15 protein-coding genes are annotated in these 20,548 nt (G+C 61.3%); 7 read left to right on the top strand and 8 right to left on the bottom strand.

What is annotated here, in order from left to right; all coding sequences use genetic code 11:
- The first annotated feature begins 101 nt into the window (after positions 1-101).
- The 5 genes from M0814_RS09495 (at position 102) to M0814_RS09475 (ending at position 5,076) form a co-directional block, all read left to right on the top strand.
- A complete protein-coding gene (locus tag M0814_RS09495; protein ID WP_103484387.1) occupies positions 102-1,436 on the top strand; it encodes a TRZ/ATZ family hydrolase in 1,335 nt (444 codons plus the stop codon).
- 58 nt (positions 1,437-1,494) lie between these two features.
- Positions 1,495-2,193 (top strand): bifunctional 2-polyprenyl-6-hydroxyphenol methylase/3-demethylubiquinol 3-O-methyltransferase UbiG, encoded by a 699-nt coding sequence (gene ubiG, locus M0814_RS09490; RefSeq protein ID WP_003226919.1) that lies wholly within the window; start codon positions 1,495-1,497, stop codon positions 2,191-2,193.
- Positions 2,194-2,197: 4 nt separating this feature from the next.
- Positions 2,198-2,869: an N-acetylmuramic acid 6-phosphate phosphatase MupP gene (gene mupP, locus M0814_RS09485; protein WP_003226921.1), complete on the top strand. Its 672-nt coding sequence runs from the start codon at positions 2,198-2,200 to the stop codon at positions 2,867-2,869.
- A gap of 178 nt (positions 2,870-3,047) precedes the next feature.
- The gene (locus M0814_RS09480) at positions 3,048-3,788 is read left to right on the top strand and encodes a YciK family oxidoreductase (RefSeq protein WP_103484388.1); all 741 of its coding nucleotides are present in this window, start codon (positions 3,048-3,050) and stop codon (positions 3,786-3,788) included.
- A 361-nt stretch (positions 3,789-4,149) separates the two neighbouring features.
- The gene (locus M0814_RS09475) at positions 4,150-5,076 is read left to right on the top strand and encodes a GGDEF domain-containing protein (RefSeq protein ID WP_103484389.1); all 927 of its coding nucleotides are present in this window, start codon (positions 4,150-4,152) and stop codon (positions 5,074-5,076) included.
- Positions 5,077-5,214: 138 nt separating this feature from the next.
- Here the strand turns inward: M0814_RS09475 and M0814_RS09470 are convergent, their stop codons facing one another.
- Positions 5,215-6,009 carry an iron-containing redox enzyme family protein gene (locus M0814_RS09470; RefSeq protein WP_045122577.1) on the bottom strand — a complete coding sequence of 265 codons (795 nt, stop codon included), beginning with the start codon at positions 6,007-6,009 and terminating at the stop codon, positions 5,215-5,217.
- A gap of 46 nt (positions 6,010-6,055) precedes the next feature.
- The gene (locus tag M0814_RS09465) at positions 6,056-8,515 is read right to left on the bottom strand and encodes an EAL domain-containing protein (protein WP_003226926.1); all 2,460 of its coding nucleotides are present in this window, start codon (positions 8,513-8,515) and stop codon (positions 6,056-6,058) included.
- A gap of 175 nt (positions 8,516-8,690) precedes the next feature.
- Between M0814_RS09465 and M0814_RS09460 the strand changes: the two genes are divergently transcribed.
- Complete coding sequence (locus M0814_RS09460; RefSeq protein ID WP_103484701.1) at positions 8,691-13,316, top strand: deaminase domain-containing protein; 4,626 nt, start codon at positions 8,691-8,693, stop codon at positions 13,314-13,316.
- On the opposite strand, the gene M0814_RS09455 is transcribed toward M0814_RS09460, so the two are convergent.
- The 5 genes from M0814_RS09455 to M0814_RS09435 all read right to left on the bottom strand — a co-directional run bounded on the left by M0814_RS09455 (position 13,317) and on the right by M0814_RS09435 (position 17,829).
- Positions 13,317-15,134 (bottom strand): ABC transporter ATP-binding protein, encoded by a 1,818-nt coding sequence (locus M0814_RS09455; protein ID WP_003226931.1) that lies wholly within the window; start codon positions 15,132-15,134, stop codon positions 13,317-13,319. It abuts the gene before it with no gap.
- Entirely contained in the window at positions 15,127-15,729 is a 603-nt protein-coding gene (locus M0814_RS09450; protein ID WP_171061881.1) for a DsbA family protein, read from the bottom strand. The genes M0814_RS09455 and M0814_RS09450 overlap by 8 nt, the downstream gene beginning before the upstream one ends.
- Positions 15,730-15,764: 35 nt before the next feature.
- Positions 15,765-16,706 (bottom strand): rhodanese-related sulfurtransferase, encoded by a 942-nt coding sequence (locus tag M0814_RS09445; RefSeq protein ID WP_103484702.1) that lies wholly within the window; start codon positions 16,704-16,706, stop codon positions 15,765-15,767.
- Positions 16,707-16,998: 292 nt separating this feature from the next.
- Positions 16,999-17,298 carry a BolA family protein gene (locus tag M0814_RS09440; protein WP_003226935.1) on the bottom strand — a complete coding sequence of 100 codons (300 nt, stop codon included), beginning with the start codon at positions 17,296-17,298 and terminating at the stop codon, positions 16,999-17,001.
- Positions 17,299-17,310: 12 nt separating this feature from the next.
- Positions 17,311-17,829, bottom strand: a complete 519-nt coding sequence (locus M0814_RS09435) for a DUF2059 domain-containing protein (RefSeq protein ID WP_003226938.1) — start codon at positions 17,827-17,829, stop codon at positions 17,311-17,313.
- Positions 17,830-18,022: 193 nt separating this feature from the next.
- Between M0814_RS09435 and M0814_RS09430 the strand changes: the two genes are divergently transcribed.
- Entirely contained in the window at positions 18,023-19,417 is a 1,395-nt protein-coding gene (locus M0814_RS09430; protein ID WP_003226940.1) for a class II fumarate hydratase, read from the top strand.
- A 113-nt stretch (positions 19,418-19,530) separates the two neighbouring features.
- Here M0814_RS09430 and M0814_RS09425 read toward each other — a convergent pair whose 3' ends face one another.
- On the bottom strand, positions 19,531-20,490 hold the full coding sequence (locus M0814_RS09425; protein ID WP_103484703.1) for a DMT family transporter: 960 nt from the start codon (positions 20,488-20,490) through the stop codon (positions 19,531-19,533).
- Between the last annotated feature and the right edge of the window lie 58 nt (positions 20,491-20,548).

Raw genomic sequence — 20,548 nt, 5'->3', positions numbered from 1 at the left:
CCCGCACTCATGAACAAAAGCCGCCGATTATAGCGATCCCCCCGCGAAGACGCTCGGGTATACTTCGCCATCCTTTACAAAAGCACTGGAACCGACCCTCGATGCCGAAACCTGCCATTGCGCTCGACTTATTATTGCTGCCGACCTGGCTGGTACCCGTCGAACCCGCAGGCGTTGTGCTCAAGGAGCATGGCCTGGGCATTCGCGACGGTCGCATCGTGTTTATCGGCCCGCGCGCCGAAGCATTGAAGTGTAACGCCACGGAAATCCGCGAGTTGCCGGACGTGCTGCTCAGCCCGGGCCTGATCAACGCTCACGGCCATGCGGCGATGACCCTGTTCCGTGGCCTGGCCGACGATCTGCCGCTGATGACCTGGCTGGAAAATCATATCTGGCCAGCCGAAGCCAAATGGGTCGATGAAGAGTTCGTCCGTGATGGCACCGATCTGGCGATTGCCGAGCAGATCAAGGGTGGCATCACCTGCTTTTCCGACATGTATTTCTTCCCCAAAGTCGCCAGCGAGCGCGTGCACAACAGCGGCATTCGCGCGCAGATCGCGATTCCGATCCTCGATTTCCCGATCCCCGGCGCCGCCAGTGCCGACGAGGCCATTCGTCAGGGCGTCGAGCTGTTCGGCGATCTGAAGCATCACGAACGGATCAAGATCACCTTCGGCCCACATGCACCCTACACCGTGGGCGACGAGAACCTGGAAAAAATCCGTGTGATCGCCGAAGAGCTGGACGCGTCGATCCACATGCACGTCCACGAAACCGCCTTCGAAGTCCAGCAATCGCTGGAACATCGCGGCGAGCGCCCCTTGGCCCGTCTCGGTCGTCTCGGCCTGCTCGGCCCGCGCTTCCAGGCCGTGCACATGACTCAGATCAGCGATGACGATCTGGCATTGCTGGTAGAAAGCAACACCAGCGTGATCCACTGCCCGGAATCGAACCTGAAGCTGGCCAGCGGTTTCTGCCCGGTCGAGCGTCTGTGGCAGGCTGGCGTGAACGTCGCCGTCGGCACCGATGGCGCCGCCAGTAACAACGACCTCGACCTGCTCGGCGAAACCCGCACCGCCGCGCTGCTGGCCAAAGCCGTCGCTGGCTCGGCCACCGCGCTGGACGCCCATCGCGCGCTGCGCATGGCCACGCTCAACGGCGCCCGTGCCTTGGGCATCGAGGCGCAGGTCGGCTCGCTGGAGATCGGCAAGGCTGCGGACATCGTCGCGTTCGACCTGTCCGGCCTGGCCCAGCAACCGGTCTACGACCCGGTGTCGCAGCTTATCTATGCCACCGGCCGCGACTGCGTGAAACACCTGTGGGTCGCCGGCAAACAGTTACTCGACGACCGGCGCCTGACCCGCCTGGACGAACAACAGCTGGGCGTCACTGCCCGGGCCTGGGGCCAGCGCATCAGCGGCCACACCGAATCGTAAACACCGCGGAGCGGACTCTGCGGCTACAGCCCTTTTCAAGTTTTTCGAGGAATAGATCATGAGCAACGTCGACCACGCCGAAATCGCCAAATTCGAAGCCCTGGCCCATCGCTGGTGGGACCGTGAAAGCGAATTCAAACCGCTGCACGACATCAACCCGTTGCGGGTCAACTGGATTGACGAGCGGGTCAACCTGGCCGGCAAGAAAGTCCTCGACGTCGGTTGCGGCGGCGGCATTCTCAGCGAAGCCATGGCCCAACGCGGCGCCACGGTCATGGGCATCGACATGGGCGAAGCGCCACTGGCGGTCGCGCAACTGCATCAGCTGGAATCCGGCGTCAGCGTCGAATACCGGCAGATCACCGCCGAAGCCCTGGCCGAAGAAATGCCTGAGCAGTTCGACGTGGTCACTTGCCTGGAAATGCTCGAGCACGTACCGGATCCGTCGTCGGTGATCCGCGCCTGCTACCGCATGGTCAAGCCGGGCGGCCAGGTGTTCTTCTCGACCATCAACCGCAACCCGAAGGCGTACCTGTTCGCCATCATCGGCGCCGAATACATCATGAAGCTGCTGCCCCGCGGCACCCACGACTTCAAGAAATTCATTCGTCCGTCCGAGCTGGGCGCCTGGAGCCGCGTTGCCGGCCTGACCGTCAAAGACATCATCGGCCTGACCTACAACCCGCTGACCAAACACTACAAGCTGGCCAGCGACGTTGACGTCAACTACATGATCCAGACCCTGCGCGAGGAGTAAGCCGATGGCCATCAGAGCAGTCCTTTTCGACATGGACGGCACCCTGCTCGACACCGCGCCGGACTTCATCGCCATCTGTCAGGCGATGCGCGCGGATCGCGGTTTGCCGCCGATGAACGACAAGCACATCCGCGACGAGATCTCCGGCGGCGCCAAAGCCATGGTCGCGGTGACGTTCTCGATGGACCCGGAATCGCCGGGCTTCGAAGAACTGCGCCAGGAATTCCTCGAACGCTACCTGGCCGGTTGCGCCGTACACAGCAAGCTGTTCGACGGCATGGGCGAACTGCTGGCCGACATTGAGCGGGCCAACCTGATCTGGGGCGTGGTCACCAACAAACCGGTACGGTTTGCCGAGCCGATCATGCAGCAATTGGGGCTGGCCGAGCGCTCGGCGCTGCTGATCTGCCCGGATCACGTGAAGAACAGCAAGCCGGATCCGGAGCCGCTGATCCTCGCGTGCAAGATGCTTGATCTGGATCCGTCGACGGTTTTGTTTGTCGGCGATGATCTGCGCGATATCGAATCGGGCCGCGATGCCGGCACCAAGACCTGCGCCGTGACCTACGGCTATATCCACCCGGACGACAACCCGCGGCACTGGGGCGCGGACGTGGTGGTGGATCACCCGCTGGAATTGCGCAAGGTACTCGACAGCGCGCTGTGCAGCTGCTGAAAACGGCCCCTGTGGCGAGGGAGCTTGCTCCCGCTGGGCCGCGTAGCGGCCCCTTTTCTACCTGAGTCCGCATTTTCTCAGGCACACCGTACTGGCTGGCGCTACGACTGCTTCGCAGCCGAGCGGGAGCAAGCTCCCTCGCCACAGAGTTCAGCATTCGCCTTATGGAGAGGTTTTTATGTTTGATTACACCGCCCGTCCCGAATTGCTCAAGGATCGGGTCATTCTGGTCACCGGTGCCGGTCGTGGCATCGGTGCGGCTGCCGCCAAAACCTACGCCGCCCATGGCGCCACCGTGCTGCTGCTGGGCAAGACCGAGGCCAATCTGACTCAGGTCTACGACGAGATCGAAGCAGCGGGCCATCCGCAGCCAGCAGTGATCCCGTTCAACCTCGAGACCGCCCAGCCCCATCAGTACGATGAACTGGCGGCGATGATCGAAACCGAGTTCGGCCACCTCGACGGCCTGCTGCACAATGCCTCGATCATTGGTCCACGCACGCCGATCGAACAGCTGTCAGGCGAAAACTTCATGCGCGTCATGCAGGTCAACGTCAACGCCATGTTCATGCTGACCAGCACTCTGCTGCCGCTGCTCAAGCTGTCGCAGGATGCCTCGGTGGTGTTCACTTCCAGCAGCGTCGGGCGCAAGGGTCGCGCTTACTGGGGCGCCTACGGGGTGTCGAAGTTCGCCACCGAAGGCCTGATGCAAACCCTGGCCGACGAGGTCGACGGCGTGGCACCGGTACGTTCCAACAGCATCAACCCGGGCGGCACTCGTACGAGCATGCGCGCTCAAGCCTACCCAGGGGAAAATCCGCTGAACAATCCGACTCCGGAAGAGATCATGCCGGTGTATCTGTACCTGATGGGCCCGGACAGCACGGGCATCAACGGCCAGGCGTTCAACGCGCAATAACTGCCATACGTCGCTTTTGTTGCCGTGGCGGATTCCCGTCGCGGCATACATTTGCCGCCTGCCAGCGTCACATCCCAGTCAAATATCCGCCACCCAACCCCAAAGAAAAACGCCATCCTGTTGATTCATAACGGTTTTAATTTAGATGAACCGAATGGCACGACTTTCGCTCTAATTTCCTCAAAGCATGCCGTGTGAAGGCACTGGGGCAAGGCCGATTTCGATAGCTGACTAATCGTCATCAGGCAGACTAAACTTACGCCAAATGTCCTACGGGACTGATGGATCAGTATGACGCGCAGCCCATAGCCGCTCTCACCCAGCCTGTAAGACAGACTTACTGCTTAGGGGCTCACGCCATATGAAATCACCTTCCCAGACCAATGCAATTGACTTTGACAGTGCCAAATTGCAACGCCTGGGCTTTGGTCAGCTGCCTCCGCTTCTGGAACGCCCGGCCAGTCTGGCGCAATTGCGTCAGCAAATGAGCCTGCAACTGCAAACCAGTCTTGAGCCGCAACGAATCCTTGGTCTGTTTTTTCGCGAAGTTCAGCGCCTGGTGCCGCTGGATGCCTTGATGTATGTGCATTCGGCCAGCGATCTGCGCCTGGAATTCGGTGCGCGCGGTCACCATTCGGTCAGCTACAGCCTCAGCCACGAAGGCGAGCACTTGGGCGAACTGGTGTTCCGCCGCAACCAGCGTTTCAGCGAGCAGGACCAGGGCAACCTCGAGTCCCTGCTGTCGTCGCTGTTGTTCCCGATGCGCAACGCCCTGCTCTATCGCGCCGCGACGCAAAGTGCGCTGCGCGACCCGTTGACCGGAACCGGCAACCGCATCGCCATGGAGCAGACCCTGCAACGCGAGATCGACATGTCACGTCGACACCTGCAACCGTTGTCGGTGCTGATGCTCGACATCGATCACTTCAAACGGGTCAACGACAGCCACGGGCACAGCGCCGGGGATGACGTGCTCAAAGCGGTGGCGGCGTCGATCAAGGGTCAGTTGCGTAACGTCGACATGGTGTTTCGCTATGGCGGGGAAGAGTTCGTGATCCTGCTATCCAACACCGGGCGGGACGCGGCGGCCATGGTGGGCGAACGTCTGCGCCATGCCGCACAGACTGCGGAATATTTCGCGGACGGCCAGTTGATCGACCTGACCGTGAGCCTTGGCTGCTCGACGCTGCTGCCCGGGGAATCGGCCGACAGCCTGCTGCGCCGGGCCGACAGTGCGCTGTATGTGGCCAAGCGCGAGGGGCGTAACCGCCTGGCGATGGCTGGCTGAGTTCTTCCAGACACCAAAAACCACTGTGGGAGCGGGCTTGCTCGCGAAAGCGCTGTGTCAGTCAAATAATTGCTGACTGACACAGCGCTTTCGCGAGCAAGCCCGCTCCCACATTTTTGCTTTGGGTAAGACCTTGGATCAGCTCTCTACGAGCGCCCGACGCTCACGTCCATGCAACGCCCGCTCGGCGGTTTCCAGTTGCATGCAGCGCTCCAGGAACAGGTACATGTAGTCGTAGCTCTTGCACACCGCCTGACGCAGTTCGGTCTGCAGCGCCTTGCTCGGGTTCATGCCTGCCAGCGTGCAGATGATTTCCAGCGCTTCCCATGGGTGGGCGTCGTCGTACTGGGCATGCATCTTCAGCCACTTCATCGCACGCTTGCGGTCTTCTTCCGGGAACGCCGCGGCGTACACCCCGGTAGAGCAGACCAGCGCCGACCACTCCCCGGTCGCACCCTCGATGGCGTAGTTGGTGGCGGCGATGGCGACGATCAGCGAATCGGCCGAGCTCGTATGCCAGCACCAGTGACTCAGGGCATGCAGTTCCGGCGGGACTTGCTGGGCCTGCAGATCCTCCAGGCTGACGCCATGCGCGCGACTCCAGTTCAGCCAGTAGTCGGCATGATTGAGTTCGACGCGGATGTTGCGCATCAGCCAGCGGCGCGCCATATCCTCCCCAGGATGACGGGCAAACTTGGTCTTGGTCAGGTTCTGTGCCATATACAACGCAAACTGTTCAACGACTGGCCAGCCCCCGATCAGGTACTGGCGCATGGTTTTCGCGCTGAGCTTGTTATCGCGCATGCGCATGTACAGTTCATGTTCGACAACCCGGCGCTTGCTCTCGCTGCAATCCGTAATGAGCTGTTGTGCCCAGGCAGGATAACTTGCAGCTTCCATGAGTGGTCCGGTTCGGTTGAATGTGTCGATCACTGTTCGGCTCCTTTTGATTTGTGATTGTAAGGATCGGCAAGAGATTTCAACGGAACGTGCCAGGCGCCTTGAACAACAACGGCTGCGGTCTGGCGGGCCGACTTTGCAAACTGTCGCAGGTAAACAACTGCGGGCGTTCGATGACATAACCCTGAGCGTAATCCACCCCGATTTCAAGCAATGCCTGCTCGATCTGGGTTGTCTCGACAAACTCGGCAATTGTCTGCTTACCCATGACATGCCCGATGTGATTGATCACTTCGACCATAGCGCGGTTAATCGGGTCGTCCAGCATATCCTTTACGAAACTCCCGTCGATCTTCAGGAAGTCTACAGGCAAATGTTTCAAATAAGCGAATGAAGACATTCCGGCACAAAAGTCATCAAGGGAGAAGTAACAACCTAAGCCTTTGAGTTCATTAATAAATCGAATTGCACTCCCGAGATTTGCAATTGCACTGGTTTCAGTAATTTCAAAACAAATCATTTCAGGTGGTATGGCGTAAACAACAAACTGTTCACGCAGGAAGTGCAAGAACGCGTCATCTCCGATAGTAATGCCTGAAAGATTAATCGCACACATTGCCAACGGACCTTCATGTTGTTCGGCAATACATTGGGCAATGACTTTAAAAACATTCTCGACGACCCAACGGTCCAGTTGACTCATCAGGCCATATCGTTCGGCCGCCGGGATGAAACTGTCCGGCAGGATCATCCGCCCGGCCTCGTCATGCAGACGCAAGAGGATTTCGATGTGCCCGCCGCCCTCCGCCGTGGAACCCAGCGGAGCGATTTCCTGGGCATAAAGGCAGAAGCGGTTTTCTTCCAGTGCCATGTGCAGGCGCTGCACCCAGGCCATTTCGCCGAAACGCAGGGACAGTTCGGAATCATCGGCGTGATAGACCTGCACCCGGTTGCGGCCCTTTTCCTTGGCCATGTAGCAAGCCATGTCGGCCGCGCGCAATGACGCTTCGAGGGTGGTCGGGGTCTGGGCGATGTGCACCAAGCCGAGACTCACGGTGGTGAGGAACGGCCGCCCCTTCCATACGAAGTGCAGGTTCTGCACGGTCTGGCGCAGGCTCTCGGCAATTTTCTCGGCGGCTTCCGGGGCGCAGTTCTCCAGCAGAATACCGAACTCGTCACCGCCGAGCCGCGCGAGGGTGTCGCTCTCGCGCAAGCCCGATTGCAACAGCGTGCAGATGTGCCGCAGCAACTCATCGCCGGCGGCGTGACCACAGGTGTCGTTGACCAGTTTGAACTGGTCCAGATCAAGGAACATCAGCGCGTGCCGACCGGGCTGGCGCGTCAGGTTGTGCAAAGCCTGCTCCAGGCGATATTCGAATTCGCGGCGGTTGGCCAGACCGGTCAGGGCATCGTGGGTCGCCTGCCATGACAGGTTGGCGATGTACTGCCGTTCCTGAGTCATGTCATGCAGCACCAGCACCGTGCCACTGACTTTCTCGGCATTGCGGATCGGCGCGCCCACCAGTGTCACAGAAACCGTACTGCCGTCCAGGCGCTGGATCAGCTTGGAGTGCTCGCTGCCGCCGACCAGTTGGCCGCTGAGAATATGTTCGATCAGCGTCAGCCCTTCGGCCTGCGCGTTGTCGTCCAGGAGATTGAACAACGCGGCCAGAGGCAGCCCCGCTGCGTGCTCGGACTTCCAGTGCGTCATGGCTTCGGCCGCAGGGTTCATGTAATCGATCGCGCCGTTGACATCGGTGGTGATCACCCCGTCGCCAATCGATTGCAGAGTGATGTGCGCCCGATCCTTCTCCAGCTGCAGCGCCTGGGCAAAGGCATGGCGCTGCTTGAGCAGTTTGTGGGTGCGCAACAATGCCAGCACGATCAACCCCAGCGCTGTGGCCAGGTTGGTGAACAACAGCAGGCGCAGGATCATCCGCGAGCCTTCGCCCAAGGCATCGCTGAACGCTCTGGCCGCCGGTGTCACACCGTCATTGATGGCGAAAATCCGCGCCTTCCAGCGCTGAATGTCAGCCGGCGTCGCAGCGTTGTCACTGATGCGCTGATGCATCTCGCGAGCGACATTGTCCAGCTCGACCAGATAGGCATCGCCAATCGTCCAACGGTCGATCGCGGTTTCCAGATAACTGAAATGGCGGAAATTGAGGTACAGCCAGATCAGGCTCGAGACGTCGTCGGGATGGTTGCCGCCCTTGAGAATCCCCTCCCGTGCCGCCTGCAGATCCGGCGGTTGACGATCGAGCGCCAGGCGCAACTGGTGACCACCCTGCGGCACGGCAATCGCTTCCTTGTACTTGAGGAAGATCGCCTCGTCACGGCTGTCGGCGTAGAGGTTCAGATAATAGATGGCGTCCTTCTGGCCCTTGGACCAAAGACTTTCACCGGCGACATAGCCGCGAACGGCCGACAGGACGTAAAGACTCACGCCCCCCAATAAAGCCTGAAATAACACGACGGCAATAAATGGCCAGACGATGCCCAACAACCGTGGCGTTCCGAGAGTCCTTTTTTGCTTCATGAGGTCCTTTGCACATGCACTGCCATCATCAAGAGGAGACCGCTAGAGCCAGACTAGGGGGCGATCCCCCTTCCGGCAAGCCGGAACACTTTCAAGCGACGATACATATGTACCGCACCCCGGGTCAGCGATACTTCGACACTGACGGCTTTCAATCATTCAAGAGCCGTTTCCCATGCCGTCACCTGCTTCCGCGCTGCAACGCCATACTGCCCAACAGAGCGAATACCGCGCAATGACCAGCGCCCTGCGCGCCGTGCTCAGCGCTTCGAGTTCACTGGAGACCTATTACCTCGCGCCCCAGACCCACTCACGCCTGGGTGCAGCCCATGACCAGGCGCAAAACCTGCTGCAAGCACTGTTCGCAGACAGCGGCGCACCCGCCTTGACCGCGCATCTGCAAGCGTCCAAAGGCTCACTGCTGCAAGTCAGCGCCGTGGCCGATCAATGCAGCTTTACCTTCACCCGTCGCGATCAAAGCATTGCCAGCCACACCCTCAAGGACATGGCCAAGGCATCGGCGGCGATTCGCCGCTTCCACCAAGCGTTGCTGAGTATAGGCGCACACCTGCGTTCCGACAGGCTGCTGCCGCTGTCGCAGCTGTTGCGCGAGTCCGGGTTCACCTTGCCGGGCACCGTGGATGCCCTGGCGCTGACCAGCCTGATCGACGCCGTCGAAGAACAGCGCGCCAGCCACCGCCTGAATCTGCGCCAGGCCCCTGCGCTCGCAATATTGATGAGTGCGGACGATAAAGCGGCGATCCACGATGTAATCGGCGACTGGCTCAGCGGTAAAACCCTGTCGGCCCTCGATTGCCTGGCCGATGCGACAACCCCCTCGCTGACGCGCATGCAGATTGCCAGGCATCCCGCCACTTGCCTGGAACGCCTGCTCGACAGCGCCCAGGCCCGGGATCTGGGCCAGCGCCTGCTGCAAAAACTGCAGTGGTACGGCGCCCGAGCCGATGAACAGACCGTCCCGGACATCGGCGCGCGCCTGCTGCTCGAAGCGCTGTGCCTGTGGTACGAGGTGCCCGAAGAGCGCGGCTCGCCCCAAGTCGCCGGTTTCGCCCCGCAATCTCGCGCGCAATACGGGAAAAGCTACGCAGCCATCCGCCGGGATTTTTTGTTCCATCTCGATACCTCAAAGCGGACTTCGACAGAAACCGAGCAACACCTGTTGGGATGGCTTTGCCTGACGCGGTTTCCGCTGGAGTTTCAGGTGCGCGACATTCCGGACGACTTGCCCTACGCCAGCTCGGCGGTCTGGGTCAATTTCGTGCATGGCGTCCACCTCGCCCATGCCCTTGATCCAGAGCTGCTGCACTTTCTGAACTTTGAACAACTGGTCGGCCTGCCGCTGAAGAAAAGCGAAAACGCCAGCAATGACCTGCAAGCCCTGATCGCCGTTTCACGCGTGGCGGCTGCGCAGACCTGGGCCCTGGCGACCGGCGCACTGGCACCTTCAGAGCAAGCAACCACCGCGACCCTCGCCCTGCAAGCGCTGGAGGATCACCGCAAGCAGATGAACACGGCGATCCTGCAACTGGATGTCGAACCACCGCAACGCCTGCCCCTGGCGAAACAAATGCTGGAACGCGCGCTGGCCAACGACCTGTACGAACACAGCACCATTCAGCTCAAGCGTCACCCTCATCAAGACACCAGGCGCGTGCGCCGCAGCATTATCGACACCCCGGACGTGAAGCAGCCCGCCTGGCCGCTGCTGGAGGTCTATGCCAGCGGCGGGCTCGAACCCGACATGAAGTGGTATGTCAGCGACGACGGCAAGACCGCCCAGGAATGGATCAGCCTGAGCGCCGAACGCACACTCGACAGCGGTTTCGTCGCCAGCAAAGGCCCGGGGCGGCCGCTGTCGCGATTTCCACGCAAGCGCAAATTGCCCGATGTCAAAAAAGCATTCGACGCGCAGTTCGACAAGTACCTGAGCGATACCCGAGCCGCTTATGAATACCTGATCAAAAGCCTGCTGGTCACCCTGCCCTCGGCCGACCGACGCGCCCTGGAGCACGGCGAAGTACGGATTCTCAGCCTCAGGAACGAGACCCGGCACCTGCATGCCGACCTCGAAACCGCCGAGATTCACCTGCCGCTGCGCATGCGCATGGGCTTCGTGCTGCAGGCGACTTATCAGACAGTCTCACATTTCTACGAATGCCTGCCTCGCGCCGGCATCATCCGCAAGCGCGGGGACGTGACGACGTGGCATATCGGTGGTCAACGCATACCGCCCCTGCCGCCAAAACGCGGCAGAACCAAAGGCCAGAGCATCACCCGCATCGTCGCACGCACGCTGCCGTTCGATCGCAATGCGCACAAGGACGGCGCGCCCCCCAAAACCGGCGCCAAATGCACGGCGATTCTTGAGCCGCTGGGCGACGCCCTCAAAGCGTCAGCGCTGCCTCCCGTCCATCACGAAAGCCTGCCGAGTCTGACCTTCACCTCGGCCCGGACCGCACAGATCAGCCGTTTCATCGCCACCCGGTTGCTCTACATCGACGAGCAGGCATTGCGCCGAGAAGCATGGGGAGAAACCCGCTTCGAGCGAGAGGACAAAAAGCAACACTGGATCCACGTACTCAAAGCCTTCATTCCGTTCTGGGGCAGCCTCGACGATCTGCAATCGGACAAGCCCGGCACACGCCTGCTGGGGGCCATCGGCTTGCTGCTCGACATCGTTTCGTTCGCGATTCCCCTGGGCAAATTCGTCGCCGGAAGTATTCGCCTGGCGGTCTCGGCCGGCAAACTGGCGATTCGCGCGGCGCTGCCGAGCATGGCGCAACTGAGCAAAACCCTGCTGGTTTCCAGCCTGCGCAACCTCAATCCACTGGACGCCGCCCCCGCCCTGCTCAAGCTCGCGTTGCGCGGCACCCACGGTGCGGTGCGGGCCGTGGCGCATGCCGAACGCCTCGCCGTGTCGCGCCTGAAAAGACTCGCCGGCAGGAGCGGCAGCTATGATCTTTTGCAGGGGTTGCCGCAGACGCTTGAGGCGGGACACTGGAAACCGCTGAGTCAGGCCGACCAACTCGCGGTGGTCAAGGGCATTGATGACGTACCCGTGCGCAATGTGGCGGTGGACGGCACGCGCCATCACGTACTGGATCCGTTCTCTGGCCAGCCCTACGGCCCCCGGCTGACCGTGCAGGACCACGACCTGTCGCTGGGTCGCTCGCACTACAGTGGCACCCGCAAAGGCGATGAGCAGATCGTCATCGAACTGCCGCAAAACAGCCGAATAGAGCACCTGCCTGAAGTCGACGGGCGTACCACGTTGCTGATCGACGACGTGCCCTACCGACTCGACGGCGATGAACTGCGCCGGGTCGATCTGCTCGACGAAAGTGCGCACTGGACCGCGCTGCCCTGCCGGATCCGCCGTGCGCCGGGTAGCGGGTGGGATTGCCGCGTCAGTTACATCACCGGTGAGCCGGCACCTGTGCCACCGCTTGGTACCCTCGACAAGGAAAAAGGCTACGCACCATGGTTCGGCGAGCGGATCTCGGAGCCTGGCAACTTGCCCGGACAACGAGGCACGTTCCTGGCGGTCGATGCCAAGCTTTACCAGATCATCGACAACAGACCGAAACTGCTCACTGGCGACCTCAAGCACCTTGGGTTCGGTAGTAGCAGTCTGGTACCGAGGCAGCAGATTCAAGCGACGCAGCAGTTTCGCAAAGGGATTTTTGCCCGGATCAAGACCGGCGGCACGTATGAGGGGATCGATGATTCGCATCAGGTCGGCGCAATAGTGGTGCCGGCCATCGACGACTCGGCCGACTACGTATTCTTCCGGGTCAATCGCATGGAGAACTACCAGGCCACCATCGCCAAAGGCGAAGTACCGCCCAATCGATTGACCTTTAATCGTCTCTCTGAGCAAGAGCTGGCCGAGGGCACATGCGGCTCGGAACTGGTGAGGGCCTACTCCGGCTCGCTGCATGCCAACACCATGGTGCGCCTGCACGGTCTGGAAAAAGTGCAGCGTGCGGTGCGCACCATGGAAGAGATCGCGATTCCCATCGGCAGCACCGCCAATCCTCCCGCCAACATGAAATGGATAAAGCTCGACACCAGCCCGGGTGAGGCACTGATGTACGATCATTCAACCCGGATGATCGTCACCCGCCTGCCCGAGGGGGCCGCGACCTGGGCACGCAGCAAAGAGGCGCCGGAAGCCTTTCGGCAGAAGACCGCAGAGATTTTCGACACTCTCTTCCTGTCACCGACGATCAACCCGGCCAGCAACAATGCCGCGCTGCGCATCAACGGCGCCATGCAGAAACTGCAGAACCTGCTGCCGGTGCGCGAACGCCCGTCCAACGCACGCAACATTGCCTATGCCGAAGTCGTCACCACCAGCGGCCAGCGGGAAATCTACATCAGCGTTTCCGGGGCTCAGGGCAGCACCCAGCGCCTGCCATTGTTTCGACACATGGGGGCCGATCACGTGCGTATCGGCCAGACCACCTACATCAACATCGACTACAACCCGGCCTTCCCGCGCACCTCGCTCGAGGTGACTGAACAAGGGCAACTGCTGGCTGTGCCGCTGACCATCAAGGATCTGAAAACTTACCAGCCGACGCAGACCAGCCGCCCGACTTCGCTGGACAGCGAAAGCAAATTGATCAGCGTATTGCGCGATAAGTATCCCGACCGGAAAGAAATCCGCTCGGTGGACATCGCAACGACCATGCCCCCGTGCGAATCCTGTTCGGTCGTTATGAAACAGTTCGCCCATGACGGCGGGGATGCCGCATTGCAAGTGCTCTGGGCCTGATTACAGGCGCTGCAAGTGGCCGTAAAGCTTGGCGTAGAGACCGCCATCGGCGATCAGCTGCTGGTGGTCGCCATCCTCGGCCACCTGGCCGCCGTCGAACACCAGCACGCGGTCTGCCTGCTTCACCGCTGACAGGCGATGGGCAATGATCAGCGTGGTGCGGCCGCTGAGGAAGCGCGCCATGGCCTGATGCAGGTTGTATTCGGTGGCGGCGTCGAGGGCCGAAGTAGCCTCGTCGAGAATCACCACTTTCGGTTCGGCGAGGATCATCCGCGCAATCGCCAGACGCTGGCGCTGACCACCGGAGAGGCGTACGCCGGAACGTCCGACGATGCTGTCCAGACCGTCGGGCAAGGCGCGGATCGTCGCTTCCAGTTGGGCGATTTCCAGCGCCTGCCAGCAGGCTTCGTCGCTGCGATCACGGCCCATGGTCAGGTTGGCGCGCACGCTGTCGTTGAACAGCGCCGGGTGTTGCAGCACCACCGCGACGTTCTCACGAATCAGCTCCAGGCCGATTTCCTGTTGGGTCGAACCGCCGAAACGGATGGTCCCGGACAACGGCGTGTACAACCCGAGCAGCAACTGCACCAAAGTGCTTTTGCCGCCGCCGCTGGCGCCGACAATCGCGACTTTCTCACCGGGGGCGATGGACAGGTTCATCTGATCCACCACCAACTCATCGCCGTAACCGAAGCTCAGCCCCTGCACCTCGATACCCACGGTTTCCCGACCCTTGAACGGATCGACGCCACCGGGGTACTGCGGCTCGTCGGCCCGCGCCAGCAATTCGTTGATCCGCGCCAGCGCACCGCCCGCCGCGTAGTAGGCGTATTGCAGATTTAGCAGTTGTTCGACCGGTCCGATCATGAACCACAGGTAGCTGAACACCGCGAGCATCTGGCCGATCGACAGGTCGGAGAACAGCACGGTGAGCATCGCCGCTGCGCGGAAGATGTCGATACCGAACTGGAACAGCAGACCGCTGGCACGGTTCGAAGCGTCGGTTTTCCACTGCGAGTTGACCGCGTAGTTGCGCACTTCCTGCGCGCGCAATCCGAGCCGCCCGAGGAAGAAACCCTGACGGTTGCCGGCGCGCACTTCCTGGATGGCATCGAGGGTTTCGCTCAGGGCCTGAGTGAAACGCGAGGTGCTGTCGTTCTCGAGTTTCTTCAGGTGCTTGACCCGTTTGCCCAGTTGCACCGTTGCGTAGATCACCAACGGGTTGAACAGCAGGATCAGCAGCGCCAGTTTCCAATGCATCCACATCAGGATGCTCGCGGTGCCGACCAGGGTCAGCATCGCCACCAGAAAACGGCTGAGGGTTTCGCCGACAAATTTGTCGAGGGTGTCGAGGTCAGTGACCAGATGCGTGGTCACGGTGCCGCTGCCGAGGCTTTCGTATTCGCCGAGGGAAATCCTTTTCAGGCGCTCGATCAGCCGCACACGAATGCGGTAGACGATGTCCTTGGCCAGCCGCGCAAACAGCCGCGCCTGCAACACGCCAAAGCACAGGGCACTGCAACGCAGGGTCAGAGTGACCACCAGCATCAGGCCGATGTAGCCCGCCGCCTGTTGCCACATCGACGGCAACACATGGTTCATGACTTTCAACGCAGCGTCGCCATGGCCAAGCAGGACTTCGTCCACCAGCAATGGCAGCAGCAACGGAATCGGCACGCTGCACAGCGTCGCCAGCACGGCCACGCCGTTGGCGATCCACAGGGATTTCTTGTGATGCAGTGCCAGACGCCGGACTTCTGCCCAGCTCAGCCGGTCGACACGCTTTACGGCTGGCGTGTCATCGGCCAGGTCAGGCACAGGCGGCGCGCTCCAGCCAGCGACCAAGCAGCGGCGAGAGTTCGCTGAGCGGTTGATAGCCGTTGGTCAGCAGCGCCAGTTGGCCATTGCGCTCGGCGAGCAGGGTCGGGAACCCGGCGATGCCCAGATCCTGCACCCAGCTGAAATCAGCCTGAGTCGCTTTGTGCTGATCGGCATGATCGAACAGCGCGGCAAACTCGATACGCGGCACGCCGGCCTGCTCCGCCAGCTCGACCAACACGCTGGCCTGGGTGACATCGCGGCCTTCAGCGTAAAACGCCTGCTGGATCAGGCCGACCAGTGTCCACGCACAATCCGGCGCCAGACTGCGCGCGGTGACGATCGCCCGGCAGGCTGGCTCGGTGTCGTAGACGAAACCGTCGGGCAACGCGCCGTCGAATTTGAACGGCTGGCCGGTGGCCTCGGTGACCGCTTGCCAGTGCTCGAGGATGTAGCGCCGCGTGGTCGGTTCCAGCGCCGCACCGCTGCCGGTGCGCAGCCCGCCAACCACCAGATGCAACTCCACCCCGGCTGCCTGCGCCTGCTCGACCAATGCCTTGGCGACCGGGGCGAACCCCCAGCACCAGGAACACATCGGGTCCATCACATAGAGCAGGCGCGCAGACATGATTAAGCCTCGGTGGATGCTTGTTTATAGTTGTAGCCGATCGGGTGCGGCATGTTGCGCGCCTTGGCCAGTTCGATCTGCTTCTGCCGATCGATGGCGCTGCGGCGGGTTTTCTCGCTCAGCTTGTCCCAGCAATGCGGGCAGCTGATGCCGGCCACGTAATGTTCGGAAGCACGATCTTCAACACTGACCGGTGTGCGGCAGGCATGACATTGATCGTAGTCGCCTTCGCTGAGGTCGTGACGCACGGTCACCCGGTTGTCGAACACGAAGCAGTCGCCCTGCCACTTGGTTTCTTCCTGCGGCACTTCTTCGAGGTACTTCAGGATGCCGCCCTTGAGGTGGTAAACCTCTTCGAAACCCTCGCCCAGCATGTAGCTGGAGGCTTTCTCGCAGCGAATGCCGCCGGTGCAGAACATCGCGACCTTCTTGTGCACGGCCGGGTCGAAGTGTTCTTTGATGTAATCAGGGAATTCGCGAAAACTGGTGGTTTTCGGATCGATGGCGCCTTCGAAGGTGCCGATCGACACTTCGTAGTCGTTGCGGGTGTCGATCAGCAGCACTTCCGGGTCGCTGATCAGCGCGTTCCAGTCCCGCGGCTCGACGTAGGTGCCGACCTTTTTGTTCGGGTCCACGCCTTCGACGCCGAGGGTGACGATCTCTTTCTTCAGCTTGACCTTGGTGCGGTAGAACGGCTGCTCGTCGCAATACGACTCTTTGTGATCGATGTCGATCATGCGCGGGTCGTTCTTCAGCCAGGCGAGCAGGCCATCGATGCCTTCGCGGCTGCCGGACACCGTGCCGTTGATGCCTTCTTCGGCGATCAGCAGGGTGCCTTTGATACCGTTGTCGACCATCGCTTGCAGCAGTGGCTCGCGCAGGTTGACGTAATCTTCGAGGGTGACGAACTTATACAGTGCCGCCACGACAATCGGTTGTGTCATGGGTATTTCTCCAGGTGGCTACCCTCGCAAAGGGTGAACCGGATTCAAAAAAAACGCGCCGGCTGAGCGGCGCGTTGCGGATTCTAGCAAAAACACGGTGGATTTTGGATTTACCGAGTTTCTGTGACAACACAAAACCTGTGGTGAGGGGATTTATCCCCGATGGGCTGCGAAGCGGCCCCAAACCCTTAGAATGCGTTTTTCCAGGTATATCGAGTTCTGTGGTTTTAGGGCTGCTTCGCAGCCCATCGGGGATAAATCCCCTCGCCACAAAATCCCGCCTCATCCAGGATCAGTGTTTGCTACCGCCGGCACAGGTCGGCGACGCCGGGGCGGCGCCGACTTCTGCCCATTCCTGCGGGGTGTAGGTGTGCAGCGCCAACGCATGGAACTCGCCCATCAGCTCGCCGAGCGTGCCGTAGACTTTCTGGTGGCGCTTGACCCGGTTCAGGCCCTCGAACTGCGCGCTGACCACCACTGCCTTGAAGTGCGTCTGTAACCCGCGACTGTGCATGTGGCTTTCGTCCAGCACTTGCAGATGCTCAGGCTGCAGCAGGCCCAGCGTCGATTCGATGCGTTGTTGCATGGTCATCACGAACTCCGCTTACTTCTTCTTGGCCGGGGCTGCGCCTTTCGGTGCCAGCTCGTTGGTCATGTCGTCGAGCAGCTTGTTGACCACCGGCACGGCGCTTTCCAGCTTGGCCTGGGTCATCTGGGCCGATTGCTGGGTCAGCTGCGGCATTTTTTCCAGGACTTTCTTGCCCAGTGGCGACTGGTAGAACGCGACCAGATCTTTCAGCTCGGATTCGCTGAAGTTGCTGGTGTAGAGCTTGACCATGTCAGGCTTGAGCTTGTTCCAGCCGATGGCCTGGTCCAGAGCGGCATTGGCCTTGGCCTGGTAGGTTTCCAGTACGGCTTTCTTGGATTCCGGGGCTTTGGTCTGTTCAAAGCGCTGGGCGAACATTTGCTGCACTTGCATGTAAACCGGCGTACCCAGTTTGTCCGCGTGCGCCAGGGTCAGGAAAGCTTCGGCACTGGCGTTGTGGCTGGCGGTATCGGCAAGCACCTGGCCGCTGGCGCAAACCAGTGCAACCGCGGTACAGATGGCACGAAGACGAGTCATCGAGTTTCCTTTTCTAGCAGGCGAGGTAAAACCCCAAGGGCGCCCATTCTGCGCCTGAATAACGCCACGGCTCAACCCCCGAGCCTTGCCGCGCTTGATTGGCCATGCCGCAGCGGTCAACAATCGGCTCGATGGAACCACCTGGCCCCGACCGGGCCTAAACTGCGCAAACAGACCAACAGGAGTGTGCACGATGAGCCGTATCGAAACCGACAGCCTGGGCCAGATCGAAGTCCCGGACGACGCCTACTGGGGTGCTCAGACGCAACGCTCGCTGATCAACTTCGCCATCGGTCAGGAACGCATGCCGCTGCCGGTCCTGCACGCCCTGGCCCTGATCAAGAAAGCCGCCGCCCGGGTCAACGACCGCAACGGCGACCTGCCTGCCGACATTGCCCGCCTGATCGAACAAGCCGCCGACGAAGTGCTCGACGGTCAGCATGACGACCAGTTTCCGCTGGTGGTCTGGCAGACCGGCAGCGGCACCCAGAGCAACATGAACGTCAACGAAGTGATCGCCGGCCGTGCCAACGAGCTGGCCGGCAACCCGCGCGGCGGCAAGTCGCCGGTGCACCCGAACGATCACGTCAACCGCTCGCAAAGCTCCAACGACTGCTTCCCCACCGCCATGAGCATCGCCACCGCCAAAGCCGTGCAGGAGCAATTGCTGCCGGCGATCGCCGAGCTGTCCGGCGGCCTGGCCGAACTGGCCGCACGTCATATGAAACTGGTGAAAACCGGCCGCACGCACATGATGGATGCGACGCCGATCACCTTCGGTCAGGAGCTGTCAGGGTTCATCGCGCAGCTGGATTACGCCGAACGGGCGATTCGCGCCGCACTGCCGGCGGTGTGTGAACTGGCGCAGGGCGGCACTGCCGTCGGCACCGGTCTGAATTCGCCGCACGGCTTTGGCGAAGCGATTGCCGCGGAACTCGCCGCGCTGTCCGGTCTGCCGTTCGTCACCGCGCCGAACAAGTTTGCCGCGCTGGCCGGGCATGAGCCGCTGACCAGCCTGTCCGGCGCCCTGAAGACCCTCGCCGTGGCGCTGATGAAAATCGCCAACGACCTGCGTCTGCTCGGCTCCGGCCCTCGCGCAGGTTTGGCCGAAGTGAGGCTGCCGGCCAACGAGCCGGGCAGTTCGATCATGCCCGGCAAGGTCAACCCGACCCAGTGCGAAGCGCTGTCGATGCTGGCCTGTCAGGTGTTGGGCAACGATGTCACCATCGGCATCGCGGCGAGTCAGGGTCATCTGCAACTGAACGTCTACAAACCGGTGATCATCCACAATGTGCTGCAATCGATCCGCCTGCTCGCCGACGGCTGCAGCAACTTCCAGCAGCACTGCATCGCCGGTCTTGAACCGGATGCGCAGGTCATGGCCCAGCACCTGGAACGCGGTCTGATGCTGGTGACCGCGCTGAATCCGCACATCGGTTACGACAAGTCGGCGGAAATCGCCAAGAAGGCTTACGGTGAAGGCCTGACCTTGCGCGAGGCGGCGCTGCAGCTGGGGTATCTGACCAGTGAAGAGTTCGATGCCTGGGTGCGGCCGGAGAACATGATCGAGGCTGGCGCCAAGGGCTGAGTCCTGTAGCGCCTGACAGGCCGCCTTCGCGAGCAAGCTCGCTCCCACATTTTGATCGGTGTACGCCGTACCAATGTGGGAGCGGGCTTGCTCGCGAAGAACGATAACGCGGTCTAATTGGCTGCAATCCGCATCCGCCGCGCCTTCAACCCGGCAATCAACGACGGCCCCAACGCCACCAGCGCCGACCCCAGCACCACCAGCACCGCCCCGCCATAACCCAGTCCATTGATCTGCTCGGCATGCACATATTCCGGCCACACCCCGGCGGCAATCGCTACCGCGCCAAAGGTCACCAGCGGCGTGATCGCCAGCGTCGCACTGACCCGTGAAGCCTCCCAGTGCGCCAGCGCCTCGGCAAATGCGCCATAGGCAATCAGGGTATTCATGCAGCACGCCAGCAGCAGCCAGCCCTGCACCGGGCTCAGTTCCAGTGCTTCGAGCGGATGCACCCACGGTGTCAGCAACAGCGCGCAGAACAGGTAGATCACCATCATCACCTGCAACGAATTCCACACCGTGAGCAATTGCTTCTGGCCCAGCGCATAGAAGGTCCACACCGTCGAGGCCAACAGCACCAGCAATACGCCGGCGGTATAGTCCGACAACGAGGTGAGCAATTCGGCCAGCCGTTGGTTGAAGAACAGCACGAAGCCGATCAGCAACACCGCCAGCCCGATGCCCTGACCGATGCTGAAGCGCTCCTTGAATACGAACAGACTGGCAATCAGCAACATGATCGGTCCCATCTGCACCACCAGTTGCGCGGTGCCGGGGCTGAGCAGATTGAGGCCCATCAGGTACAGCACGTAGTTGCCTACCAGCCCGAGCACCGCCATCAACACCAGCCAGCCGCCGCGGGGACCGAGCACTTTGCGGCTCGGCAGGCGGCGCGTAGCCGCCAGGTAGATGAACAGGCAGCCGCCCGACACCAACAGGCGAAACCAGGTTACCGTGATCGGGTCCATCACCAGCAGCACCTGCTTGAGCTTGATCGGCAGAATGCCCCACAAAACCGCCGTCAGCAGTGCCAGGAACAGACCGTAGACCCAGCGACCGGATGAAATGTGCATGCGAACCCCAATGCCTGCTGACGAGAGCGATCATTCTAGGCCCGGCGCCAGATGCAAC

The sequence above is a fragment of the Pseudomonas sp. MWU12-2020 genome (genome assembly GCF_023100605.1).
GTDB classification, from domain to species: Bacteria; Pseudomonadota; Gammaproteobacteria; order Pseudomonadales; family Pseudomonadaceae; genus Aquipseudomonas; species Aquipseudomonas fluorescens_H.
Note: the sequence above shows the minus strand (reverse complement) of the source record. Positions and strands in the feature narration are given on the sequence as shown.